We start from the raw sequence: 25,170 nt of genomic DNA, 5'->3' as shown, positions 1-25,170 counted from the left end.
AGATGTCCACAAGCCCAAAAGATATCGAGAAAATTATTACAGATTGTTAAAAGCTTGCCGTCAAAGCGGCAGGCTGGCTATGATGGCCTTCAAGTTTGGCAAGCAACTCAGAAAAGCGGTTAGCCATGAATCATCGGCCAGAAGTAGTGGAAGGCACAGAGGTCAAGCAGAAGGTAACTCTGTATCTCTCACCTGACCTGTACCGGAATCTGAAGATTCGGGCTGCCGTGGAGCAAGAGCCAATGTCAGCGGTGGCAGAGAAGGCCCTCACCTTTTATCTGCTGCACCCAGAAGTTATCGAAGGCGTACAAGGCAGCGCCTACCGCGTCCATCGGTGCCCTGAGTGCGGCCATCGGTTTGTCATCCGCAACGGAGAGGTGGTTTCGCTGCACCAGCCATCGGCTGAGGAAGCCATTCTCGAAGAGGTGGAGCCAGAATACTGGGGATCGGCTGCCGGCTCGGAAGAGCAACGGCAAGATGCGTTGGTGCCCTGCTAAAACGCTTCTAGGTGGGCTCCTTTGGCAACTGAAGCTAGACAGGAGCAAACACCAGCACAAAAGGTTTCTAAGATTCACTCAACAAGGACATCTTCCCAAGCGCGATCCAAGCCCAAGCAACCCAAACTCCGTTTTTCTCCCTTTCTGTCGCTTTCCTTAGATTTCCCCTCTGCAGTTGGTGTTTCCCATGCAAGAGCTCAGCATCCTCATTCAAGCTCAATACCCACTGCTGTACCTGCTTACCCCAGAGGAGGAACGGGCGGAAGCGGCTCTGGCAGCGATTGCCCGCACCCTGAGGCCCCAGCGACGCCTATTCATCTGGACAGTTACCCACGGCATCATCGAATACGGCAACCACCGCAGCCTCACCCAGCACAACACCCAATCTCCCCAGCCGGCCATCCAGTGGGTGATGGAGCAAAAGGATCCCGCCATCTGCGTCTTCAAGGATCTGCACGACTTTTTGGACAACACCGAGGTCAAGCGTTGGCTGCGCGATGCCATCGCCAGCTTGAAGGGATCCCACAAAACCATCTTGCTCATGTCGCCGGTGCAGGTGATCCCCGTCGAGCTGGAGAAAGACATTTGCGTAGTAGACTTTCCCCTGCCGGACATGGCTGCCCTGGAGCGCACCCTCAACCGGCAGTTGGAGCAGCTTCCCCGCGGCGGATCCGTAAGCCCTGAGACGCGAGAAAAGCTGGTCAAAGCGGCCCTGGGCCTGACGCAGGACGAGGCGGAAAAAGTTTACCGCAAGGCGGTGGTGACGCACGGTCGCCTCAGCGAGGCGGAGGTCGATATCGTTCTCTCTGAGAAAAAGCAACTGATCCGCCGCAACGGCATCCTTGAGTTCATCGAAGAAGATGAGACGATCGACGCGGTCGGCGGTCTGGAGGAATTGAAGCGTTGGCTGCTACAGCGCTCTGAGGCCTTTACCGAGCGGGCCCGTGCCTACGGCCTGCCTCAGCCCAAGGGGCTTTTGATTCTGGGGGTGCCCGGCTGCGGCAAGTCCCTGATCGCCAAGACCACCGCCCGTCTCTGGGGTTTGCCGCTGCTGCGCCTAGATATGGGCCGCGTCTATGATGGCTCTATGGTCGGCAAGTCAGAGGCCAACCTGCGCAGCGCCCTGCGCACCGCCGAATCGCTGGCACCGGCCATCCTCTTTATCGACGAGCTGGACAAAGCCTTCGCCGGCTCGGCAGGCTCTAGCGACTCCGATGGCGGCACCTCCAGCCGCATCTTTGGCTCCTTCCTCACCTGGATGCAGGAGAAGCGTTCGCCGGTGTTTGTCATGGCCACGGCCAACCGCGTAGAGCGCCTGCCGGGCGAGTTCCTGCGCAAGGGCCGTTTTGACGAGATTTTCTTCGTGGATCTGCCCAACATCAACGAGCGCATGGAGATCTTCCGGATCCACCTGAAGAAGCGGCGGCGTGACATCAGCCGCTTTGATCTGCGTCAGCTAGCAGCGGCCTGCGAGGGCTTCTCCGGCGCGGAGATCGAACAAGTTTTGATTGCTGCCATGTACGAAGCGTTTGCCCAGAACCGCGAATTTACGCAACTGGACATTTTGGCAGCAACGAAAGCAACTCAACCGCTATCTCGCACCATGACGGAGCAAGTGGTAGCGTTGAGGGAATGGGCCCAGCAGCGGGCTCGGCCTGCAGCAGCCTCTGTAGCCGAGTACCAGCGGCTGGAGTTCTAGGAGGAGTGAGAAGCCAGAGTTGCCTTGGCAGAGGCAAAAATGGCAAAACCTCCAATTTGAACGTTGCCCATTGTTTGTGTTGATGTTCCAAACCCTAAACACAGGAGAGAAACACCATGTCTCATTTTAGCACCTTGCGCACCAAGATCACCGATGGCCAGATTCTGGTTAACTCCCTGCGCGATCTCGGCTACACCGTCAAGATGAACGCCGATGTGCGTGGCTACAACGGCCAGCGTGTTCGTGCCGACATCGTGGCCCAATTGGAAGGCGACTACGATCTGGGCTGGTCCAAGAACCCCGACGGTTCCTACGACCTGATCGCCGATCTGTGGGGCGTGGCCAAGAAGCACAACCAAACCGAGTTGATCAACTCCATCAACCAGAAGTACGCCGTCAACAAGACCTTGGCCGAGGTGAAGCGTCCTGGCTTGAACAACGCCAACGTTAAAGTGGTGATGCACTAAGCCGGATCCAGTCTCGCCATTGCTGCGGCCATCTGCGCCGAGTAGATCACAAAGAGGGGCTGAACTCAGCCCCTACTTTTTTGCTGCTTTTGGGTTGGATGAGCCGAGCAGGAACTTACACTACGCTTCGCTGAGGACGGCAATGCCGGGCAGCTCTTTGCCCTCCAGCAGCTCCAGGCTGGCGCCGCCGCCGGTGGAAATGTGGGTCATTTTGTCGGCCAGGCCGACTTTTTCCACAGCCGCCACCGAGTCGCCGCCGCCAATGATGGTGATGGCCCCGGCCTGGGTGAGGTCGGCCAGGGTGCGGGCAATGGCTTCTGTGCCCGCGGCAAAGCGGTCGAATTCAAATACGCCCATCGGCCCGTTCCAGACTACGGTTTGGCACCCCTGCAGGGCAGCCTGGAAGGCTTTGACCGATTCGGGGCCGATGTCCAAGCCCATCCAGTCGTCGGGAATGGCGTGGATGGAAACCGTCTGGGCGTTGGCGTCTTTGTCAAACTTATCGGCCACCACCACATCCACGGGTAGCAGTAGCTCCACGCCCCGCGCTTTGGCCTTCTCCATCAGAGAGCGGGCCAGCTCCAGCTTGTCAGTTTCCACCAAAGACTTGCCGGTTGGGATCCCTTGGGCTTGGTAGAAGGTGAAGATCATGCCGCCGCCCAGCAGGAGCTTGTCCACTTTTTCCAGCAGCCGCTCAATGACGCCAATCTTAGTAGAGACTTTGGAGCCGCCGATGATGGCCGCCAGAGGTCGCTGGGGGTTCTCGATGGCGCCGGAGAGAAACTGCAGCTCCTTTTCCACCAGGTAGCCGGCCACGGCAGGCTGGAGGTAGGCGGTGACGCCGGCGGTGGAGGCGTGGGCGCGGTGGGCGCTGCCAAAGGCATCGTTGACGAATAGATCAGCCAGGGAGGCCAGCTTGCGAGCAAACTCCGGGTCGTTGGCTTCCTCTTCCGGGTAAAAGCGAACGTTTTCCAAGAGGGCCACCTGTCCGTTTTCCAGGCGGCTGACCACGGCTTCCGCCTCAGGGCCAATGCAGTCGGGGGCAAAGGCCACCGGCTGGCCCAAGAGCTGGGAAAGACGGGTGGCCACAGGGGCGAGGCTATTGCCCTCGCGGGTGATCTGGAGGGCGCCGGTCTCTTTGTCTTTTTTGATGGGGCGGCCCAGGTGGCTGGTGAGGATGACCTTGGCCCCCGCCTGGGCCAGAGCTTGGATGGTGGGCAGCGAGGCGCGGATGCGGGTGTCGTCGGTAATGTTGCCCTGGGGATCCAGAGGGACGTTGAAATCGGCGCGCACCAGCACACGCTTGCCGGTCAGATCAAAGCCGGATGACAGCAGGGATCCCAGTGTTTGTTTGGCCATCGTCGTCCCTCCCCCTGGAACCAAGAGAATCGCTTTTTTACTTTTTCTTCCGTATCCTACCAGGGATCGGATCCCGGCGGGAAACAAGTGCTCTCCGGGTTCTCTCCCCACCGCCGGTGGCTGGAGCGATTGTAACGGTTTGCAAATAGAATAAATAATGTTGCTCATTGTCATCATCATGCGTGTTGCCATTGCTGGAGGGGGGCTGGCGGGGCTGGCCTGTGCCAAGTATCTATGTGATGCCGGGCATCAGCCGCTGCTGTTTGAGCGGCGGGATGTGCTGGGGGGGCTGGTGGCCGCCTGGAAGGATGCCGACGGGGACTGGATTGAGACGGGTTTGCACAACTTTTTCGGCGCCTACCCCAACACCTTGCAACTGTTCCGGGAGCTGGGTATCTCCGATCGCCTGCAGTGGAAGGAACACAGTTTGATCTTCAACCAGCCGGACAAGCCGGGCACCTACTCCCGCTTTGACCTGCCGGACATTCCCGCTCCCTTCAACGCCATTGTCGGCATCCTGCGCAACAACGACATGCTCACCTGGAGCGAAAAGGTGAAATTTGCCCTGGGCCTAGTGCCGGCCATGGTGCGGGGCCAGCGCTACGTGGAGCAGATGGATCGCTACAGCCTCTTAGAATGGCTGCGCCGGCAGGGCATCGATGAGCGGGTCAACACGGATATTTTTATCGCCGTCTCCAAGGCGTTGGCGTTCATCAACCCGGACGAGATCTCGGCCATGGTGCCCCTGACGGCCCTGAACCGCTTTTTGCGCCAAAAGGACGGCTCGAAGATCGCCTACCTGGATGGCGCCCCGCCGGAGCGGCTTTGCCAGCCGATGGTGGACTCCATCGTAGCCCGCGGCGGCCAGGTGCATTTGAATGCGGCGCTGCAGGCCATCGACCTCAACCCCGACGGCAGTGTAGCGGGCTTTCGCTTTCTCACCCCTGCCGGGCCGCTTCAGGTCACCGCCGACGCCTACGTCTCAGCCCTTTCGGTGGATGCACTCAAAGAGCTGCTGCCGGCCCGGTGGTGGGAACTGCCCTATTTTCAGCAACTGCGCGAGCTGGAAGGGGTGCCGGTGATCAGCCTGCAGATTTGGTTTGACCGCAAGCTCACCCACATCGACCACTCGCTGTTTTCCCGCTCGCCGCTCTTGAGCGTGTATGCCGACATGAGCAACACCTGCCGCGGCTATGCGGATCCACAGCGCTCGATGCTGGAGCTGGTGCTGGCCCCGGCTGCCGAGTGGATCGACCGCAGCGACGAGGAGATCTTCGCCGCCACGCTGGAGGAGCTCCAAAAACTCTTTCCCCAGCACCTCACCGGCCCCAACCCGGCGCGGGTGCGCAAATGGGTGGTGGTGAAAACGCCGCGCTCGGTCTATAAGGCCACACCGGGCCGGCAGCAATACCGTCCCACTCAGGTCACCCCCATCCCCAACTTTTTCTTGGCGGGCAGCTACACCCTGCAACCCTTCCTGGGCAGCATGGAGGGGGCCATCCTCTCCGGCAAGTGGGCAGCCGAGGCCATCAGCAAGGGGAGCCCATCCCCGGCGGCTGCGCTCTCAAGGTTGGCAACCGCAGGGGTTTGATTGCCTCATTTGGAGCAACCTGACTGTCGGGGCTATCCAGCCTGTCCGCTTTCCCGTAGTGTTGAGATGTGCCCTCGCTGTCCCCATCTGGCCCCGCGCCCCTGGAGATGAGCCCGATGAGTCCGCTGGAGCAATCTTTTGCCCTCTGCCGCCAGATCACGGCCAAGCACGCCAAGACGTTTTATTTGGGATCCCTGCTCTTGCCTCGACCCAAGCGGCGGGCCATCTGGGCCATCTATGCTTGGCTGCGGCAGACCGATGAGTTGCTGGATGGGCTGGAGGCCAGCCAGACGGCGGTGGAAGTCACCCGCAGCAAGCTGGAGCAGTGGGGATCCCATCTGGAGTCCTTGTTCCAGGGGGGGGAGCCGCAAGCCCCCACCGACCTGGCCTTGATCCACACCATCCACACCTACCGCCTCTCGATTGAGCCCTTCCGCGAGATGCTGCGGGGGCAAAGCATGGATCTGGACACCCGGCGCTACGCCACCTGGGAAGACCTGCGGGTTTACTGCTACCGGGTGGCCGGGGTGGTGGGGCTGATGTGCTCGGAGATCATGGGGTTTGTGCCGGGTCGGGATGGCCGCGAGGAGGCGGTGGCCCTGGGGATCGCCATGCAACTGACCAACATCTTGCGCGATGTGGGGGAAGATGCCCGCCGCGGGCGGATCTATTTGCCTCTGGAGGACTTGCGCCGCTTCAACTACTCAGAGCGGGATTTGTTTAACTATGTCATCGACGAGCGCTGGATGGCCCTGATGGACTACGAGATCCGGCGAGCTCGAGAGCTCTATGCCCAAGCGGAACGAGGGATCCCTACCCTGCAGCCGGACTCCCGCTGGCCGGTGGCCGCTTCTTTGATGCTCTACCGGCAGATCCTCAACGCCATCGAGCGCAACCACTACCAGGTGTTTCGCACTCGGGCCTATGTGTCCACCCTGAGCAAGGCGCTGGCGCTGCCGGTGGCCTGGTGGCGCTCCAACTACTACGGCTATTAGTAGTGACAGCAAGCCGTTTCCCACTGCGGATCCCAGTGGGCAAGCCCCAAACCCGTAAAGAGCGAGGAAAACCTATGGTGATGCCCTATCGGCAAATCTGGGAAGACAGTTTAACCATCTTCTGGCGCGACTGGCTGGATCTGCGCGGGCGGGTCTGGCAGGTGGTGGCTTCGGGGCTGGTGGCCCCCCTCATCTACATCGTTGCTTTTGGGGTGGGGCTGGGCGGATCCCTGCGGGCCGAGGCCCTGGCTGACGTAGGCGGATCGACGGCGGCAGGTTCCTATTTACGTTTTATTTTGCCGGGGATGGTGGCTCTTTCGGCCATGACGATTAGCTTTGCCGGCACTACTTTCTCCATTTGTGGATCGCGGCTGTTTACCAAGAGCTTTGAAGAGCTGCTGCTCTTGCCGGTGCATCCGCTGGCGCTGCATTTGGGTAAGGTGTTGGCGGGCATTGCCCGCGGCCTGCTCACGGCCTTGGGAGTGTTGGCGGTGGGGGTGCTGGGGACAGGGGCCTGGGGCCTTCTTCATCCCCTGGCGCTGTTGGTGCTGCTTTTGGATTGCGCTGTCTTTGCCGGCATCGGGGTAATCGCCGGCTTAAAGGTGCCCAGCTTGGAGAGTGTGGGCGTGCTCACCAACTTTTTGATTACGCCCATGTCCTTTCTGGGGGCCACTTTTTTTGATCCCAGCCAGTTGCCAGGCTACCTACAGGTGCTGGTCTATTGCCTGCCCCTTTCCTACGCCAGCATCGGCATGCGGGCAGCCGCCTACCAGCCCCCTGCCCAGTTCCCCTGGTACACAGTGGCGGTGCTGGCGGGGTTGGCAACCCTTCTGGCCCTGGTGGGTGCCTACCTGTTTTCCCACCAGCAGGATTAGTTGCTCTTGCCAAACACCTCTGGGTAGCGGGCCAGTTGCTCCTGCAGGTCTTGGTCGTAGCGCAGGGCAATTACCCGGTAGCCTTGTCCCAAAAGCTGGGAGCGCACTTGGCGATCCTGGGCAGCCTGGTCGGGCTCGTCATGCACTGCGCCATCGCAGAAAACACAGACGTTGGGCTCGTAGAAGAAGTCGACCACGCAGCGGGGATCAGGGATGGCCTTCTGGGCGTCGTCGGGAAGGCGGTAGCCTTCTTCGGCCAGCAACTCCAGAAAGCGGCGCTCCAGGTGCGAGCGAGGGTCGATGAGCTGGCGCAGCCACTCCAGCTGCTCTTGGCGGGAGCGGCCCAGGGGACGCAGCTCGGTGCGGCTGTGGGCCAGCTTGCCCAGGAGATCCCGAATCTTGTATCGGTCGAGCTCCAGCGCCTCCCGTTGGTTGGCGTAGCTGAGCAGGCACTCGTAGCAGGCGGCGCGGCACTCAGGCCGCAGGTCTTGGATCCCGGCTTCTGAGAGCTGGAAGTGGCAGATCTCCAGGGCTGCTCGCGCCACCTCCGCCATGGCCTCTGGCTCCTCCACCAACCGCTGCAGGACGCCGGCTCCCCCTTCTGCCGTCTCGTAAAACAGCAGGGCCCGATGGGATCCCTGGCCAATGGACTCGGCGGCCAGCTCCGTCTCTTCTAGCTCAAAGGCCTCTTCGATCCCCCGCTTGAGGGCGTAGCGCAGGCTGGTTTCTAAAGGTTGGGGATCCCCTAAGCCGGGCTGCGCCAGGCGCACCAGCAGCAGGTTTTGGGTACTGCGCACCGCCAGGCGGATGGACTGCAAGAAGGCTGGGTTGGACAAGCCCGCCCTGCTCCGCTCAAGCTGAGCTCGCGAGGGGACTTCCCCATTTTCAAAGTTGACCGAGAACCCCCGCCCTCCACTTCCCCGCCAGCCGTGGTTGATGCGCAGCAGGGTAGCTGCCGGGGCATAGCGCAACTGCAGCAGGGGGGTTTGTCCGCTCAGCACATCAGCTTCTTGGACGCGGTAGCCAGAGCTTTCGGGAGCAAACTGGAAGAAGGTCTGCAGCTCGTAGCCCTGTCGCCGCCGCTCCTCTTCGTCAGCCGTGATGCGATCCCGCCGCCGCATGCGCACATTGGGCATTTCCAGAAGCTGGGTCAAGAGGCTATTTTGCCCATCGAACGGGGTGCCGCAGACTGGACAGCGATCTAGGTAGGGATCGGCAAAGGCCCCACAGCTAAAACAGAGCTTGTGGCTACTTTTGCGCTCCTCCAGACCGCCGGGCGGCGCCTGGAACGCCACCGCTTCCCACTGGCAGCCTTCGTGGTAGAGGAAGTTGTGGGGAGCAAACTCGCGGATGGCCAAAAAGCGGGGCCGGGCGATGAACTCCCCCTCGCCGCCGCGGGGCACCCAGGCCCGCACGGGCAAGGCCGGAAAGTTGTAGCCGGGCAGAAAGCCTTCGCTGGCCAAGTAGCGGTAGGGGTAGAAGTCGCTTTCCTCCCGCTGGGTGTCGATTTGGAGCAGCAGATTCCGCTGGCGCAGGGCTTCCCGCTGGCGGCGCTCGGCTTCCTGCTGGTCTTTCTTTTCGCGAGTCGTCTGGAGCTGGCGGTTAGCGGCTTCCAACTGCTGGGTGGCAGCCCGATAGAGTTCTCGCCAGCGGTCGAAAGCTCGGTCAAAAGCCTGGGGCGCCTCTTCGATGACCTGCTGGAGCCAGCGGCGGCTAAACCAGCCGCTCTGATCCAGAACCTCTCGATCAGCGGCCAAGAGCGCCTCCACCCGCTCCATCACCTCTTGCCGGGCCGCTTCCCCTAGCTGGATTTGGGCAGCCACCTCTTCCCGCAGGGGCAGCCCCTCGCGATCCAAATCGAGAACTCTTTCCATGGAGTTACCCAGGGGCAGGCGTACCTGGGCCAGCCAAACGGCGTGGATGTGAGCCCGCAGTAGCGCCTCGTTGGTTAAGTCCAGGCGGGGAGGGCGGACACGACCGGCCACCATCTCGGCGCGGCGGCGGAAGTAGTACTGGTCGTGGCTGTTGAAGGCGCCGCAGTAGCTGAGGATTAGCCCCGCCTGCCCCTGGCGACCTGCCCGACCGCTGCGCTGGGCGTAGTTGGCCGGAGTGGGCGGCACGTTGCGCAGATGCACCAGATCCAAATCGGCAATATCGACCCCCAGCTCCAGGGTTGGCGAGCAGACCAAGTAGGGAAGGCGGCGAGCTTGGTCTTCCCCGCGAAAGCGCTTTTCTCGCCACTCCCGCTCTCCCGCTCGAACCACCTGGGCCGTGTGCTCTCTGGCCTCCAGGGATCCCAGCCCTGCTGCCCCGCTCCGATACAGGCGCTGGAAGAAGAGATTGACGGGGCGAGGGGCGGAAGCGTAGCCCTCCTGCTGAGCGCGGCGGGAGTACAAGGGATCCGCAGGCGGCGGCGAGCCATCGCCCAGGCACCAGCGCAGACAGCCAGCGTTGAGCTGGTAGGCTTCCTGGCCATTCTCCCGCCGCAGCAGGTCGTAGCTGACTAGAAGAGAAAGCAGGGATCCCAAAAGCTGGTCGTAGGTTTCCCGGGTTAGCTCAAGGCGCTTGGCAAGAAAGCGTCCGATGGCGCTGCGGGGGCCTAGGCTGAAAGTTGTCCCGTCTTGTCCGTTGCGGCTTTGGCGGACAAAGCAGGTAGCCGTCCGCAGCTCGTCGTACTCTTCTAGGCCCCAAAACTCGTTGAGGTGTTGCTCGGCGCGTCGGCGCAAGTTTCTCTGGAACTCGGTTCTGAGCACAGGCACATCGATGGCCAGTTTGCGCCGAAACTGATCCAGCAGAGCCCGCAGCAGGCGTTCCCGCTCCTCGACGCTGGCCTGGACAAACCAGGGATTGAGGGGGGCCAGGGCCGAACTCTGGCAAAGCTCCTTGAGGCCGCAGTATTCAATTTTCAACAAGCCCACCTGTTCCAGGTTGGGGTGGGTAACCCGCCAGCCGCGCCGCAGATCCTCGTAGAGGCGGTATTCGGTTAGCTCCGTAAAAGTCCGCCAGACCTCTTGGGCAGCCGGCGACTGGGGATCCAGCAAGGGGTTTTGGGCAATGGCGGCAAGGGTGAGGCCGGCAGCCTGCACCACCTCTGGGGCCACTTCTGCAAAGCCCAGCTCTTGCTTTTTAAGAAGGGCAGCGTAGAGCGAGGCCCGCAAGAGGGCCACGTGGACAAAGTCGTTGAAGTGGCCAGCCTGCAGGGAGGCATCCTGGCGGTTGTCGGTAAAGGTAAGCAGCTTGTCCTGGGCTGCCCCCATTTGAGCAGCATGGCGCAGCAGAGAAGTGGCCAGAATGGTGGTGGCGCTGGAGCGGCCTTCGCTAGAAAGGGAAGCCAGCTTGGCAAACTCCCGCTCCCGTCCACTGTAGTACTCGCCGCAAGCTAGGCAGAGAGAAAAGGGCTGGGGCTGCCACCACAGCTTCTGGGTTCCTGCCTGGGGCACCTCGGAAAAGGAGCCGTCCGGGCGGACCCAGACCGCTTGGGGGACGCGCCTTCTCCAATGGAGCTTGAGCCGGCCTTCAGGGGTGTACCAATCTTCCGGGATCTGTTCCTGCGACCACTCCCCCTCCAGGGGATCCAGACTCAGGTAGCCAGCTTGCTGCTCTTCGCTTTCCTCCACCTCTTCCCCGAGGGGATAGGGCACAAAGCGATCCCCGGACTTGAGGACATGGTAGTAGTCCTGCCCGCACTGGCGGCAGAACTTGACAGGGAAAAAGAGCTTGCCCTCACCGGCCTGCATCTGCCCCTCCAGGGAAAATTGCCGCTTTTCCCGGCTCTCCAGAGTGGCGTAGAGGGTGCGGCCCTGGGAGATAAATTGGTGCAACTTGAAGGCCACCCCCCTGTTGCCGTCTTTGAGGTTGCTGGCGTGGGCGAGGAACTGGCGCAGAGACTCAGCGCAGAACTGGGGATCCCTGTCAACCTGCTTGGCCAGTTGGGCGGCGACCTCAGAAAGCTCCCTGGGCAGACGGCGCCTGAAGCCGCCATCGGGCGTGGGCTCCAGGCCCAGTTCGTACTCCAGCCAGCGCGTCAGGGGGTGGCGGCGCAGGGTGGCCAGGTCGGCGGGAGGGGGAGAGTCGAGGGCGCTTTTTAGCTCCGCTGCACTAGGAGAGTCACCCTCACTAAAGGGATCCAAGGTTTCCTCGATAACGTGCTCTGCTCTGAAGGGATAGCCAAAGAAGCGGCTGGCAAAGTCGGCCACAATCTGGCGGCGCTCCTGGGCGGTGGCTTCTGGCCGGGAGATCATGGTGGCGCTGGTGCCGATGTGGACAAGGTTTTGGGCGGCGCAGCGCTCCTTGAGGCGTCGCACCAGCATGGCCACATCCGCCCCCTGTCGACCGCGGTAGGTGTGTAGCTCGTCAAAGACCAAAAAGCGCAGTCCACCAGGACTTAAGAAGCGCTGATCCTCAGGGCGAACCAACAGCAGCTCCGCCATCATGTAGTTGGTAAGCAGAATCTGGGGCGGCTTCCGCCGCAGCTCTTCCCGATCGCTTTCGGCAGTTTCCCCGGTGTATTTGGCAAAGCGCAGGGGGAAAGGGCGACCATAGCGGCGCTCGTAGCGTTCGCGCAGGTCTTGCAAAGACTGGTATTGGGAGTTCACCAGGGCATTCATGGGATAGACCACCAGGGCCGTCACCTGGTGCTCGGATCCCTTCTGGCGGATCCAGTTGTCGAGGATGGGCAGGAAGTAGCAGAGGCTCTTGCCGGAGCCGGTGCCACTGGTTACCACGAAACTTTCTCCGGCTAGGGCCTTGGTGATGGCCTCCTCCTGGTGGCGGTAGAGGCGAAAGGGCCTGCCATCCTCAAAGCGGAAGATGTGGGCTGTTTCTTGGGCAATCCGTCCGGCTGCAGCCAACTCGTCAACGGTTGAGCCGTCCTTGTAAGAGGGGCTGAGCTGGACAAGCGGCTCTGGCCAGAGGTGGATCCCTTCTTCTAGCGCTTGGTCTACAAAGGCTTGCGCCCGTGGGTCGGCAACCAGAAAAAACGAGCGGACAAAATCGCGATAGTCGGCCAGGACAGCGGCGTGGAGATCAAAGATCGTGGACATCAAAGCTACTCCACAGGGCCCTCCTAGCCAACCTAAACCCAGTCTGGAAGTGCAGCAAGTATTTTTCTCACCTCCAGTCCCTCTGGGGGAGAGACTTCTGCTGGAGTCAAGTCGCCACCAAGATGAGAGTTTGATCCAGAGGGCAATCTAGAGATAGTCATTGGCACACAAGTGTTGCTCGTGCAAATCTCCCTCCCATTTCAACTTGCTTGCCGCGTAAGTTGCGGATCCCAGCCTGCTTGTGGAGTTGAGCTAGGGTGCGCAGCGCTTTGTGAATCACCTTGCGCTTGGTCTTGAGGCCGGTTACCTGGCGGGCCCACTCGATGAGTTCATCGTCCAGAGCCATGTTGGTGCGTATGGGGATCCGCTTGTGTATAAGAACGCAGTCTTATGCGGATCCTGTGCCTAGATTTAGCGGTGCGCCAGCCGCTCCCATGCCTCCAGCACCAAGCGGCGGGTGCGGTATTCGCCAAATTGCCGCATTTCTTTTTCCTTGAGCACGCGGAAGGTCTCGCCGGGGAAGGTGCTGGCAGCCACACGTCTGGCATACCCCGCCGGATCGAGAGGATCTTCCACCTCTTCCCAGGGATTGAGGATGTTTTCTAGCTCACGCTCGGTCAGGTCGGCAGGGTCGAGAATGTAGCGCAGTTGCTTGCGGGTGAGGCCGTAGAGCCGGGCGTAGTAGGCGTCCAGCTCGGCGCGGAGCACAGCGCGGCGGTCTTCATCCCAGCGGAAAGGTGGGCAGGGGATACCCTCTCCCCCTTGATCCCCCTCTCCCCAAGCTTCGGGTGAGGGGGTTGGGGGGTGAGGGCCAACCACCGCTCGCAGCGCCTCAAAGCACTCCGTCTCGCCAAGGCAAACGGCTTCGTTCCAGACATCGTCCGCGAAGGGCTTCATGTCCCAGGCGGTGTAGGTCAATTCCAACACCCGCGGCACGATGAAGGCGAGGTCGGCAGGGGTGTAGGCACTCGGCGGGAGGACGGGGAATTGCTTGACGTAGAAGAAATTCATCGTTGTTCCGCCAATTTTTTGACGTGCTACGTAATCAAACGGAATTGAACAAGTATTTGCTAACAAACAAGCCTGTAAGAGTGAGTTTGGGGTATCGAAAATCAGAAGCGGAATTTTATTCCCTACTCCCACCCTTGGCAGCAGACTGAAAATCGCCGTTCGTTCGTTCGTCGCATTCGTCACATCGCGAAACCCCAGCAACCACCCCCGCCGCCAATTGCCCAGCCGAGCTTCAACTTCTTCTGCCGGCACCCAGTACCAGGGCTGCACGACGAAGTGCGGGTCGGCGTGCTGTGCTGCGTCAGGGGTAGGTAGTTGGGTGCTAGAACGCGAATCCACTCCTTCATACGTGCCGTAGCGGTGGTCGTAGTGCCAGAGCATTTTGGCTTCGTAGAGGGGGAGGTAGAGTCCCTCTCCCCCTTGATCCCCCTCTCCCCAAGCTTCGGGAGAGGGGGTTGGGGGGTGAGGGGTTGGGTGCTCGTAGGAATGAGTAGCGACATAGTCGGCAATTTCTCGGAGGACTTGTTCCGTCTGGTCCAATACCTGGTCATTGGTAAAGCGCAGAACGGCAAAGCCATGTTTGCGCAGGATTTCCTCCCGCAAACGGTCGCGTTCCTGCTGAGTGGGTTCGCGGTGCACGCCCCCATCTATCTCGATGATTAGACGGGCGTCGTCACAGAAAAAGTCGGCGATGAATTGTCCAATCGGGTGTTGACGACGGAACTTCCGGCCTAACAGCCGACGGTCACGCAAAAATTCCCATAGCAAGCGTTCGGCGGTAGTCGCCTCGCGGCGTAACTGCCGTGCTCTGGCAATCAGTTCCCGGCTGGCTTCAGGCAATTTGTACTCCCCTTCTCCTGCTGGGTGGGAGAAGGAATCCGGGGATGAGGGCCATCCCCCCTCTCCTGCAGTGCGGGAGAGGGGGTTAGGGGGTGAGGGCACAAACACATTCCCCACCAGCCGATACCCCTTCGCCTCCAGCTCCGCGCGAGTGCGGAAGAGGCCGGAGTCGTTGGACATGTGAAACATTGCGAGAAAGCGCACGCCCCAGGGGTTGGCCCTCACCCCCGGCCCCTCTCCCCTTGGGGGAGAGGGGGGGGAGTTTTCATTCACTAGCACCGGCACGCGCTGGTAGATAGCCTTTGTCAGCTCGGCATCCTGACGGGTGCGGAAGACGGGCAGGGTGCGGGTGTTGGGATTGATACGGGCAATGTCGTCGGCGGTTAGGGTGAATACACGGCGTGGGTCGCGCAGGTGTTCGGTGCGAGTTGCGAAGAAGCTGAAGGTAGGGGGGCTCACCGACGTGCTTCTCCTGCGGATGGTGAGCAGGCAGAACTTGTAACTGCGATGCACGCCAGAGAAGATAGCTTCGCGGTTTTCAAAATCAAACAGGCTGACCAGTTGCCCCTTTTCCACCAGGTCGGCGAAGAAGAATTGGTTGGTGGCGTCGGTGGCGATGCCGGTTGGCACGATGATGCCGGCCCGCCCGCGAGGGTTGAGCAGGGCGCGGACGCGCTCGGCAAACACAGAGTAGGTGTTGATGTCGCCGCGACCGGTATGGGGATATAGCCCACTGCCACGCAGGAAGCGGCTGGTGCTTTCGGCAGCGTGCAAGGCGCGCTGATAGTCTCGCCAAAGAGTGGGGTTGGTGTCGGCGAGTGCTGCAATTAGCCGCCTGCGCGTCGCTGCGTTAGCCGCACGGGCGATGGCGGTATCGCGGCTGGCAAAGAACTCTTCTTCCTGCAACTTGATGCGTTCCCAGGGTGGGTTGCCGAGGATAACATCGAAGCCGCCCTCACTCCCCCAGCCCCCTTCTCCGGGTGAGGGGGGAAGGTGAAACACCTCCGGGAACTCCAGTGGCCAGTGGAAGAAGCGCTGTTCGCAAGCCAGGGCTACGGCGGTGGCCAGAGCGCGGGAGTTGGCTCGATTTTCCAGCCGCTCGCTGACCGCTTTCGTGGTAATGGCCGCCGAGAAGTCCGAGGTCAAGCGCTGGAAAAAGGCCGCCGTCCAAAGGTTGCAGGCTTCTGTCAGTTTCTGGTGTTCTGGGTTTTGACAGTAGCGGGTGTAGAGCTCCTGCTTGCGGCGTACATTGGCTGGCGAGTCGTCCTGGATAGCTTCGAGCTGCTGCCGCTCCTGGCTGAGCTGGGCCACCACCTGGTCGGCCTCAAGCGGCAGAGAAAGCTGGCCTGTTTCTAAATCCCTGCGCTCGGCGCGATTTCGCCCCTTCAGAGAGCGGGCAGCCTCCCTGGAGTCGGCACTTACCGGCTCGAAAGCAGCATCAGGAAGGCCCTTTTCCAGAACCTTTAGATCCAGCACCCCCACCAGCGAGTCGCCACACTTGATGCGGTGATCGAGGAAGGTAAGCGGTTTGCCGGCGCAATGGGCCTCCAGCCAGAGGGCCACGCGGCAGAGTTCCACCGCCAAGGGGTTTTTGTCCACGCCGTAGAGGCAGTGGGCCACCACGTCGCGGATGGCCTCGCGCACAGTCTCGGGGGCGGGCTCCTCTTCGCCGGTGCGAACCTTGGCCAGCTCCTTGCCCAGATGTCGGGCAGCCGCCAAGAGAAAATGCCCAGAGCCACAGGCGGGATCCAGAACCCGCAGCGATAGGATGGCCCGTTCCTTTTCCTCACGGCCGGCTGCAGACTTCAGCCGCTCCTGCAGCACTGGCTCCAGGGCCGAGCGGACAAGTTCTGCCACCAGCTCCGGCGGGGTGTAGTAGGAGCCGGTACTTCTGCGCTCGGAGCCGTAGCCTAAGTCAAAGCAGGGCACACTGCCTGAGGTGTCAATCTGGGGCCGGTAGTCGAGCAGGCTTTCGTAGACGGATCCCAGCTCCTCTACGTCCAAAGCGGCGTAGTTGACCCGGCGCGGCGGCGAGGTCGCGTTCTCTTGGTAGTAGGCCAGGTGCCAGAAGGCCTGCAGCAGATCCCGGTTGCTCAGGCTGCACCCATCCAGCTCCAAAGGGGCAAACAACTCGCCGTTGAGAGGTGCAGCCCCTAGATGCTCTGCCAGCTCCTCCTGGGAAAGCACTCGCCAGAGCACCCGCAGGCTGCACCAGAGATCCTCATGCTCCGTAAAAGCGCTGCGCCGCTCCAAAAGTCGCCGCAGCCGACTCACGCCGTAGTGATCCCGGTAGAGGGGGCTGGCGCTAATTAGCCCCCGCTCCTCCGAGACTAAGAGAAACAAAAAGCGGTAGACCAGCCGCAGCAGTTGCCGGTAGAACTCCTCCGGGGTAAGGCAGTTCGATCCTGGAGAAGCCAGCCGCTCCCGCAGGTGGGAGTTTTTGGGATGGGCAAGAAAACCCTTGGCCAGGCCCTTGAGGCACTCTTCCACCCCATCCCGCAGCCGCTCGCGGACTCGCCCCCCCTGTTCCAGAGCCTGCTGGTAGTACTTCTCCAGCCAACACTCCCGCGCCTGCTCTGCCTTTTGGGGCAAACGGCTGCGGTGCAGCAGGCGAAACAGGATGGCAAAGTCGTTAAAGCGCTGCTCCTCTAGAATCTGCTGCAGGTCAAACTCCACATAGGCCTGCCGGCGCACAAAGGTGCTGTCCCGCAATAGACGGAGGGTCAGCCCGTTGGTGACGATGCCCCAGAGGTGCTCGCTGCGGTTGAGATACTCCTGCAGCAGTGAGTGAGGGGCTAGACGCGGCCTGCCGGTGGAAGCCAGCCGCCCCAGCTCCTGGCGTACCCCCACAATGTGCACCGGCGGGGCATCCTCTGCTTCGCCGGCGCGGTGCGAAATGGCAAAGGTGGCACCGTCCAGCTCATAGGCCCGTGGGTTGTAGCGCAGCTCGTAGCCCAGAAAGCTAAGAAAGGGAATAACCCAGGCATCGCGGGTAACCGACGTGGCCGGATCCCCTTCCGGCAGACGGGCCAGCCGGCGGCGGAAAACTTCCCACTGGGTGCGGGCCTCGGCAAAGACGCTGGCAATTTCTTCCGTCAGGCTGCGCTTGTCTTCTAGCCCAAAGTCTTTCGGCTTCTGGCCTGACAGCTCGCCAGCCAAAAGCTGCTCCAGAATGTCCGGCCCCAAGAGGCCCCCTTCAAGGCGTACAGCAGGAAATTGGCTCATCTGGACAGCAGAGGTTGTAGGACAAGAATTCCCAGCAGATCGGGGGGAAACTGCGGCTTAACCTCCAGCCCGCGCACGCGCTGGGAGATGGCCTGTCGGATGCGCTTGTGGGCCTCAGCCAGCTCGCCAGCTCGCTGGAAAATGGCCTCCCGGATCCCTTGCTGAAGGGGGTGTTCTAGACCCCAGTTTTCTGCAGTCGGCGGCCAGGGGCTGAGGCTGTCTAGCACCTGCTGCACCAACTCCTGCTTTTCTACAAGCGGCAGGTTGGCATCTGGCTTGGCTGCGGCCAAAAGCTGGAGCGCTGCCCTACTTTCCAGCCAGCGGGCTTCGCCCCTTTCTAGGCCAACCCCTCCCAGCACCAGCACCTCCTCCGCTAGCAGAGGCTGAGCCAGCGGCTGCTCCACTAGGTAGCGTACCCGCAGCAACAAGAGGGTGGTGAGCGCAGCCACAGCCCGCGTCCGAACGACCCCGCAGCGGGAGACGACGGCCTCTTCAGGCTTATCTAAGGCCTTCTCTAACAAAAAGTGGGCCAGGGCAGCGATGAGGCGGTGGTTGCGGCCAACGTATTCCGCTCCTTCCGGCGTGGGGGAGATGAAGCTAATCCGCCACTGTCCACCCTTGGGCTGGGGCAGGACTGAACGAATGGTCTCCGGCAGGGTTGCCGTGCCCTCCTGGCTGAGGTTGACCCGGAAGACTCCAGACTGCCGGTCAGGGATCACAGCCAGGCCTAGGCGCTGGGCAGCAGTTAGAAAAAATTGCTGCACGGCCTGCGGATCCCCCAGCACAGCGTCTGTGGCCTCCAGTTCCCGCTGCACTTCTTCCGGCTTGAGGGATCGCTGGGCAAAACGGGTGCGGTTGCGCCGCTCCTGCTCAGCAGAGCGATCCCACTGGGCGTGAAACTGGCTCACCTCTGCCATCCCCAGATCCAGCGCCAACTGGCGCTCCCCTGAGCCGGATCCCTGGCGCAGAAAAAGGGCCTCCAGCACCGCCTGGGTAACGCTTTCACTCGCTTCGGGCACAGGCACGTGGGTGCCAAGGGTGCGGCGGATTTCCCGCGCCTTGTCCAGCAGCACCTGCAGCACCACACCGTCCACAGGGTTATCCCGCCCGAAAAAGCGGACGACCTTGACCCGTTCGGCCCGTTGGCCATAGCGATCCACCCGCCCCTCCCGCTGTTCCAGCCGGTTGGGGTTCCAGGGCAGGTCGTAGTGGATGACGGCTGTAAACTTTTCCTGCAGGTTGATCCCTTCCGAGAGGCAGTCGGTGGCCACCAGCACCCGTGGCTGGTCAACGGCAATTTCCGCAATCTTGGCCTCCCGTTCCTCGTCGCCCATGCGGCCGGTTACGCAGGCTACCTGAGTTGCGGATCCCAGGTGCTGCCGAAGGTGGTCGGCAAGATACCCTGCTGTGGCCACATAGCGGCACCAGAGAATGGGGTGAAAGCCCTCGGCGAGGAGCCGCTTCACCAGCTCGATGGCCCGCGCCAGCTTGGTGTCTTGGTCTACGCCGTGAAGTTGGTGGGCCAGACGGGCAAGCTCCCGCAACCGGCGGCGGTCGCTGTCGGGCAGAGTTTGCTCTGCAGCTTCAAGAGCTGGCAGCGGTAATTCGTCGTCAGTACGCTCTTGTGCCGACTCGAACACCCAGCGGCTAAAGCTCTCCTCAGCCTCTTCTTCCCGAGAGCCTGCGCTGCGATTGGCCAGCGCCGCCAGAGCCGCTGCCGGACTGGACATGACACAGCGCAAAAGAGCCAGCGCCCCCCAGTAGCGTACGCGCCGCCGCCGCTGCTCCATCTGCTGGCCGGTGCGCACCAGCTCCGAGCAGAAGGCATAGGTGCGCTCAAACAGCTCGCGGTAGCAGCGTGAAAGGTCATAGGTCTCATCTTCAGCTTCCCGGGTTGGGAAGCAGGCGGTTTCTTGCCAGGTCTCCTTGATGTCCCGCCGTGTGCGCTGGACAAAGTGACGGGCCAGCTCGATGCGCTGGTTCTCCTTGAGATCCTGAAGGTCCCACTCCTCGAACTCCGGCCGCAGCAGCCCCAGCAACGACCGGAAGGCCTCTGGGATGCCGCTGTGGGGAGTAGCCGTCAGCAGGATTAGGTGGCGGTTGGGCGCTTGGGCAATAGCTCTCAAAAGAGCATGCCGCTCCTGCTGAGCTCTGCCGGAACTGGCCGCTGCCGCCCCGTGCACTTCGTCGGCAATGATCAGCTCAGGACAAAACTGCAGAAATTGAGGGCGGTTGCGCTCCGTTTTAACAAAATCAATGCTGGCCACCTGCACCGGGAAGTATTCGTAGAGATTTTGTCCCGGCGGGGTTTGCCGCTCCAGTTGCCCTACCGTCCCCGACCGGATAACTACCGGCTCGAGGTTAAACTTTTCCGCCAGCTCCCTGGCCCACTGCTCGCACAAGTAAGGCGGGCAGAGGACACAAAAGCGGCGGATCTCGCCGCGATCCAGAAGTTCTCTGGCTATCAGCAGCGCTTCAATGGTCTTGCCCACTCCCACATCATCGGCAATAAATAGCCGCACCGGATCAAGGCGCAGCGCCATGAGCAACGGCACAAACTGGTAGGTTCGTGGCCGGATGGAGACGCGCCCCAGCGAGCGGAAGGGAGTGGCGCCCTCGCGTAAGATAAGGCGCGCTGCCTGCCAGAGGAGATGGGCGGCTGCAGCATCGGCAACTTGGTCGGCGCGGGGCAGCGGGAAGAAGGCCGGCTCGATGCGCTCAAAGGGCAAGGTGCCGCCTATGAGGTTCATCAGTTGTCGGTGAAGGCAAATCGCGTCCTCTGGCGTGCCAGTAAGGGGCCGCAGCACTACCCCTTCTTCGGAATCAGCGGGGAGCACCACCCACTCGCGCTCGCGGCAGCGGACAATTGAACCAGGCTGCATCGATTGGGATCCCTATGAGCGACTCACCTTCCTTTACCGCATCTTTGCCGCTCTTTGGGGTAACTGCCGAACTTCTTCGGCTTTTTCGGGGGCGCTGACCTTAGATTTGCCTCTTACAGGCCAGGGATCCCATCCCCTTTCCCTGGCCCTCATCAATAAGTTAAGAATGGGCAAGAAGTTAAGAATGGGCAAGTTTGACACTCCCACCGCCTAAAGGCAGGGGATTCTTACGCAGTTCAAAAATGAACTCGTAAAGGCGCTGTCAAGACACCTCTAGACAGAACCTTGAGGCAAAGCCCCAAGGTTCTGCTTACTTTTCTGATCGCATTCTGATCGCATAAGCAGGACGGAGTCCTTGCAGGTTGGCTGAGACGTTAGTATCTCCCGGACGCTTGCCACCGGTCGGGTTTTTCACCGTTTTAGGGGCTCGCCTGGGAACGGCACGTCTCGGTGACAACCATACCATTGATGAGCAACTAAAGTTGCTTACGGGCTTTTCCGCCCCGCACTAAAGTACGGGGCTACCAAGCTATCCCTCTGTGTGTTACGCTTAACTCGCTAGGGAGTATGTTGCGACCTTTCCGGTGCCGGTTCCAAATTCCAGGGTGGGCAGATGAGCGACGAACAGTTGGATGATTTGCAGGAGGCTATGAGCACTGCTGGTCGATCGATCAAAAAAGCGGCCCGACGTGGAGCCTATGAAACTGCCCAGACAGTAGGAGAGGAGCGACGGCGCATCCGTATTCGCACCCTGGATGGCACCGATATTCGCGGCGAGGTATTCCTAGAAGGGACGAAGTTCGAGCGACGGGTTTCCAGCCTGCTCAACGACGAGCGCACGTTTGTCCCCTTAACCGACTCGGAAATGTTCATCAACGGACACCGCGTCGCCCATGCCGACTTTATCTGCGTCAACAAAAACGCCATTTCCTACGTTCTGGAAGAATAGCCTGGCTTGAACCGTCAATCGAGTCGTTTGGGTTGTCCCCCAACCTCTGGGGTGGCTCTCTCCCGATACGATGTCAGCGGCGGTAGGATGAAACAGAGCTGGCCCCAAGCACTTCCAGCCGCTTGCCCGATGAGCAGCACCCGTTATCCGTTTGAGCGTGTTCGCGACCACTTGCTCTTTCAGTCCTTGGCAGATGCTGAGTGGAAGGCATTGACGGCTGCCCTACTGCCCAGTCGATTCTCCCCAGGCCAGGTGATCTTCCAAGAAGGGGATCCCAGTAGCGACCTGTACGTAGTTCTCAGCGGGATCGTGGAGCTGCGGCGCCAGTACATGCGCTATCCCGGCGATTACTGGCTGGCAACACTGCATGCTGGGCGCGTGTTTGGAGAACTTTCCTTGCTGACGGGGCGGCGGCGCTCCTTTACCGCAGTGAGCCTAACCGAGGTGCAAACCCTGCGCCTCTCCAGCGAAGGGCTGCTCCTATTGCCCCTGGAAGTCCAGGTGAAGCTTTACCGCGCCTGGACCCAGATCATCGGCGAGCGCCTCTTTTGGCTCGACAGCATGTTCGCAGATCTCCTGGAACAACGGGGGGCGGAAAATGTCGCCTCGGCTATGGCCCTGCTGCAGCAGCGCTATCCTGCTTGAGGAAAAAGAACCCCTGCCGGCAGGCTGGGATCCCTAGAATCAAGGTTCTGGCGCTCCTACAAAGAAGCCAAAAATCAAGCGGTGGGATCCCAAATTTTATCTTCAGAATAGCCAGGGCTTGCGGTATTATGTGCTAAGCAGCAGCTCCCGAAGCATTTCAAGCAGCGAGGTTAAGAGCAGTGGTCAGGGTAGCCATCAACGGATTCGGTCGCATCGGTCGCAACTTTTTGCGTTGTTGGCTGGGGCGCTCCCAGTCCAACTTGGATATTGTTGCCATCAACGACACCTCAGACGCTCGCACGGCTGCCCATCTGCTCAAGTACGACTCCATCCTCGGGCCACTGCAAGGGGCGGAAGTGGAGGCCGCCGAGGGTGGCCTGCTGGTTAACGGCAAGCATATCCACGCCGTTTCCGATCGCAACCCCAGCAACCTGCCCTGGAAAGAGTGGAAAGTGGATCTTGTTATTGAGGCCACAGGTGTTTTTGTAGACTACCAGGGTGCCTCTAAACACATAGAGGCGGGAGCCAAGAAGGTGGTGATCACGGCTCCGGCCAAGGGGGGAGACATCCCTACCTTTGTGTATGGCGTCAACCAACATACCTACGATCCGGTGCGGCACAACATTGTCAGCAACGCCAGTTGCACCACCAACTGCCTTACCCCCCTCCTCAAAGTGCTGCTGGACAAGTTCGGCGTCCTGCGGGCTACGATGACCACCACCCACAGCTACACCGGCGACCAGCGGATTTTGGATGGTGGCCACCGCGATCTGCGACGGGCGCGGGCGGCGGCGCTGAGCATGGTGCCCACTACCACCGGGGCGGCCAAGGCAGTAGCGCTGGTGATCCCCGAACTGAAGGGCAAGCTGAACGGGGTGGCAGTACGGGTTCCCACGCCCAATGTGTCGCTGGTGGACTTGGTGGTGCAAACAGAGCGGCGTGTGATTGCCGAAGAGGTGAACGCGGCTCTCAAGGAAGCTTCAGAGACCACGATGAAAGGGATCATTGCCTACTCCGATATCCCCTTGGTCTCCATCGACTATCGCGGCCACGACTGCTCGGCGATTGTGGATGCGGAGATGACCAGTGTGCTGGACGGGGATCTGGTGAAGGTGATGGCCTGGTACGACAACGAGTGGGGCTACTCGCAGCGGGTGCTGGATCTGGCTGAATACATGGCTGCTCACTGGGTTGAGTAGGCTGTTGTTTCCTGTCTCAATCCCTCAGAGGCGGAGAGGGAGAATTCGGCAAAAACTTGCCAGCGCTTGCCGTCATGGCTGAGGAGGGTGAGAGCGGAGGCGAGAAAGGATCCCTGGAAAGGGCGAGTTTTGAACTGTGGCCAGGCGGTGCGAAACTGGGCCGGGCTGAGATCCCGAAAGGCCACAGTCATGTGGGGGACAAAGGGACGAGCTGGGGTAGGGGCCGGCTCTGGCTTAAGCAGCAGATTCATGTGGCGCTGTGTCTTGGCCTGGAGCTGTTGCAGCTCAGGGGAGGGCTCGACGTGGATATAGATAACCCGTGGCGCGAAGGCACCGAAGCCGCGGAGCTCAACGGCAACCGGAGCCTGCTCCTTGGCAAACTCTCCCAGGGATCCCGTCAGGGCTGGCAGCTCGGCAGTGGGCCACTCGAAAGGAGGCACCAGGGTAATGTGAGGGGGCGAGCGCAGGGCTGCGCGGCTGGCAAATTGCTCGGCAAACTGTTGTTTGATGGCGGTCACTTGCTCCTGCAGGTCTGCCGGGGGTAGGAGGGCGAGAAACAGCCGCTGTTGGGGAGCGTCGTTCACCATTGCCGGACAGGTGAGGGATCTGTATTATCCAGGCTAGGACAGCCCAGCCCTAGACCTCTACCCCATTCCCTAAGGGTCAGAGGGTTTGTCGGGATGCCCGGCATCTTCTTTAGCCACTCATATTCTCATATAATTATCTAGCGATTATCTAGTAGCAGTAGGCTAGAGGGCTCCTCTATGACCCAGCTTTCCGCTCCCCTTCCCCCGCCGGCAACCGTATCTCCAGAGCCTGAGCCGGATCCGATTCCGTCCTACCATTGGCATCTCTTCCTCTGCGCCGACCAGACCAAGCCCAAGTGCTGCGAGAAAGCGGTGGGACTGGAAGCCTGGGAATACCTGAGGCTGCGGATTCAGCAGTTGAACCTAGAGCTGGCGGGCGTAGGCCCTCTGCGCGTCAACCGCACCAAGGCCAACTGCCTGCGGGCCTGCAACTATGGTGTTCCCGGGCCAGTGCTGTTGGTGTACCCCGGTGGGTTTTGGTACCACTCGGCCACGCCCCCGGTGATAGAGCGGGTGCTGCAAGAGCATATCCTGGGCGGGATCCCGGTGGCCGAGTATCTGGTAGCCCAAGATACCCTCAGCGCCCCTGATCCAAAAGAGCGTGGATAGCCTGCACGTACTCTGCCGTCGCCTGTTGCAAATCAGCCTTATCGCTGGAAGCAGGGGGGGGGATCACCTTGCCGATGCGCACCGTGATGGGGCAGAACAGCCGTGGCCAGCGGGATCCCTTGGGCAGCACCTTCTCGGTACCCCAGAGGGCCACGGGGAGCAGAGGTGTCTGGGTGCGCGCTGCCACCAAGGCAGCCCCCAGGTGAGGCTGGGGAATGCGGCCATCGGGGGTGCGGGTGCCGTTGAGAAAGATCCCCACCGCCCATCCCCGCGCCAGGGCTGCTTCCGTGGCTCGCAAGGCAGCGCGGTCAGAGCCGCCTCTCTTGACCGGGTAGGCCCCGTAGAGCCGGATCACCTGCTTCAGCGCTGGCACCTGAAACAGCTCTTCCTTGGCCATGAAGGCTACAGGGCGGCGCACTGCATTGGCCACCAGCGGCGGATCCAAGTGGCTGGCATGGTTGCTAACAATGATCAGGGATCCCTGGCGAGGCACGTTTTCCTGGCCATAGGTGCGGCCAAAATACAGTCCCCGAAACAGCGGATTGACCACCAGCCACTTGAGCAGCCAGTAGGCCAACCAATCCTGGCGGCGATAGCCCATCTGGACGATTTCCCAACTTAGGGGTAGCTCCCTCTTTGAGTGTAGGGGAAAGCGGGGGATCCCCAGGGACTTTGGAGATAGGTTTTCCTGAGACCTT

17 protein-coding genes are annotated in these 25,170 nt (G+C 61.1%); 10 read left to right on the top strand and 7 right to left on the bottom strand.

Annotated features, from left to right (window positions below; translation table 11 throughout):
- Nucleotides 1–125: 125 nt before the first annotated feature.
- From NW858_RS13720 to NW858_RS13710, 3 genes are all read left to right on the top strand, one after another.
- Nucleotides 126–497, top strand: coding sequence for a hypothetical protein (locus tag NW858_RS13720; RefSeq protein WP_414334898.1), 372 nt, complete (start codon nucleotides 126–128; stop codon nucleotides 495–497).
- A 187-nt stretch (nucleotides 498–684) separates the two neighbouring features.
- Nucleotides 685–2,196, top strand: a complete 1,512-nt coding sequence (locus NW858_RS13715) for an AAA family ATPase (RefSeq protein ID WP_414520709.1) — start codon at nucleotides 685–687, stop codon at nucleotides 2,194–2,196.
- 116 nt (nucleotides 2,197–2,312) lie between these two features.
- Entirely contained in the window at nucleotides 2,313–2,663 is a 351-nt protein-coding gene (locus NW858_RS13710) for a DUF1257 domain-containing protein (protein ID WP_414334896.1), read from the top strand.
- A 120-nt stretch (nucleotides 2,664–2,783) separates the two neighbouring features.
- Here NW858_RS13710 and NW858_RS13705 read toward each other — a convergent pair whose 3' ends face one another.
- The gene (locus tag NW858_RS13705; RefSeq protein ID WP_414348941.1) at nucleotides 2,784–4,022 is read right to left on the bottom strand and encodes a phosphoglycerate kinase; all 1,239 of its coding nucleotides are present in this window, start codon (nucleotides 4,020–4,022) and stop codon (nucleotides 2,784–2,786) included.
- 178 nt (nucleotides 4,023–4,200) lie between these two features.
- Here NW858_RS13705 and pds point away from each other — a divergent pair, with 178 nt between their 5' ends.
- From pds to NW858_RS13690, 3 genes are all read left to right on the top strand, one after another.
- Entirely contained in the window at nucleotides 4,201–5,613 is a 1,413-nt protein-coding gene (gene pds / locus NW858_RS13700) for a 15-cis-phytoene desaturase (RefSeq protein ID WP_414334909.1), read from the top strand.
- Between the two features lie 116 nt (nucleotides 5,614–5,729).
- On the top strand, nucleotides 5,730–6,608 hold the full coding sequence (locus NW858_RS13695) for a phytoene synthase (protein WP_414334895.1): 879 nt from the start codon (nucleotides 5,730–5,732) through the stop codon (nucleotides 6,606–6,608).
- Between the two features lie 74 nt (nucleotides 6,609–6,682).
- Nucleotides 6,683–7,483: an ABC transporter permease gene (locus NW858_RS13690; protein WP_414334894.1), complete on the top strand. Its 801-nt coding sequence runs from the start codon at nucleotides 6,683–6,685 to the stop codon at nucleotides 7,481–7,483.
- Here NW858_RS13690 and NW858_RS13685 read toward each other — a convergent pair.
- From NW858_RS13685 to NW858_RS13670, 4 genes are all read right to left on the bottom strand, one after another.
- On the bottom strand, nucleotides 7,480–12,525 hold the full coding sequence (locus NW858_RS13685; RefSeq protein ID WP_414520708.1) for a DEAD/DEAH box helicase: 5,046 nt from the start codon (nucleotides 12,523–12,525) through the stop codon (nucleotides 7,480–7,482). The two genes, NW858_RS13690 and NW858_RS13685, sit on opposite strands and share 4 nt — an antisense overlap.
- 157 nt (nucleotides 12,526–12,682) lie before the next feature.
- Entirely contained in the window at nucleotides 12,683–12,871 is a 189-nt protein-coding gene (locus NW858_RS13680; RefSeq protein ID WP_414520707.1) for a type II toxin-antitoxin system VapB family antitoxin, read from the bottom strand.
- Nucleotides 12,872–12,936: 65 nt separating this feature from the next.
- A complete protein-coding gene (locus NW858_RS13675; RefSeq protein WP_414520706.1) occupies nucleotides 12,937–17,601 on the bottom strand; it encodes a DUF559 domain-containing protein in 4,665 nt (1,554 codons plus the stop codon).
- Nucleotides 17,598–20,483, bottom strand: coding sequence for a helicase-related protein (locus NW858_RS13670; RefSeq protein ID WP_414520705.1), 2,886 nt, complete (start codon nucleotides 20,481–20,483; stop codon nucleotides 17,598–17,600). Before NW858_RS13670 ends, NW858_RS13675 begins: the two co-directional genes overlap by 4 nt.
- Before the next feature lie 613 nt (nucleotides 20,484–21,096).
- Between NW858_RS13670 and NW858_RS13665 the strand changes: the two genes are divergently transcribed.
- From NW858_RS13665 to gap, 3 genes are all read left to right on the top strand, one after another.
- Nucleotides 21,097–21,432: a hypothetical protein gene (locus tag NW858_RS13665; RefSeq protein WP_414336710.1), complete on the top strand. Its 336-nt coding sequence runs from the start codon at nucleotides 21,097–21,099 to the stop codon at nucleotides 21,430–21,432.
- Between the two features lie 129 nt (nucleotides 21,433–21,561).
- Nucleotides 21,562–22,077, top strand: a complete 516-nt coding sequence (locus tag NW858_RS13660) for a Crp/Fnr family transcriptional regulator (protein WP_414334241.1) — start codon at nucleotides 21,562–21,564, stop codon at nucleotides 22,075–22,077.
- A 179-nt stretch (nucleotides 22,078–22,256) separates the two neighbouring features.
- On the top strand, nucleotides 22,257–23,276 hold the full coding sequence (gene gap / locus NW858_RS13655; RefSeq protein ID WP_414336712.1) for a type I glyceraldehyde-3-phosphate dehydrogenase: 1,020 nt from the start codon (nucleotides 22,257–22,259) through the stop codon (nucleotides 23,274–23,276).
- Here the strand turns inward: gap and NW858_RS13650 are convergent.
- Nucleotides 23,261–23,863 (bottom strand): 2'-5' RNA ligase family protein, encoded by a 603-nt coding sequence (locus NW858_RS13650; RefSeq protein ID WP_414520704.1) that lies wholly within the window; start codon nucleotides 23,861–23,863, stop codon nucleotides 23,261–23,263. The genes gap and NW858_RS13650 overlap by 16 nt on opposite strands.
- A gap of 177 nt (nucleotides 23,864–24,040) precedes the next feature.
- Between NW858_RS13650 and NW858_RS13645 the strand changes: the two genes are divergently transcribed.
- Nucleotides 24,041–24,472, top strand: coding sequence for a (2Fe-2S) ferredoxin domain-containing protein (locus tag NW858_RS13645; protein ID WP_414371711.1), 432 nt, complete (start codon nucleotides 24,041–24,043; stop codon nucleotides 24,470–24,472).
- On the opposite strand, the gene NW858_RS13640 is transcribed toward NW858_RS13645, so the two are convergent.
- Entirely contained in the window at nucleotides 24,441–25,073 is a 633-nt protein-coding gene (locus tag NW858_RS13640; RefSeq protein ID WP_414520703.1) for a lysophospholipid acyltransferase family protein, read from the bottom strand. The genes NW858_RS13645 and NW858_RS13640 overlap by 32 nt on opposite strands.
- Between the last annotated feature and the right edge of the window lie 97 nt (nucleotides 25,074–25,170).

Source organism: Synechococcus sp. H55.10, from assembly GCF_047502715.1.
GTDB lineage: Bacteria > Cyanobacteriota > Cyanobacteriia > Thermostichales > Thermostichaceae > Thermostichus.
The sequence above is the reverse complement of the archived record's forward strand: the minus strand, read 5'-3'. Positions and strand labels throughout refer to the sequence as shown.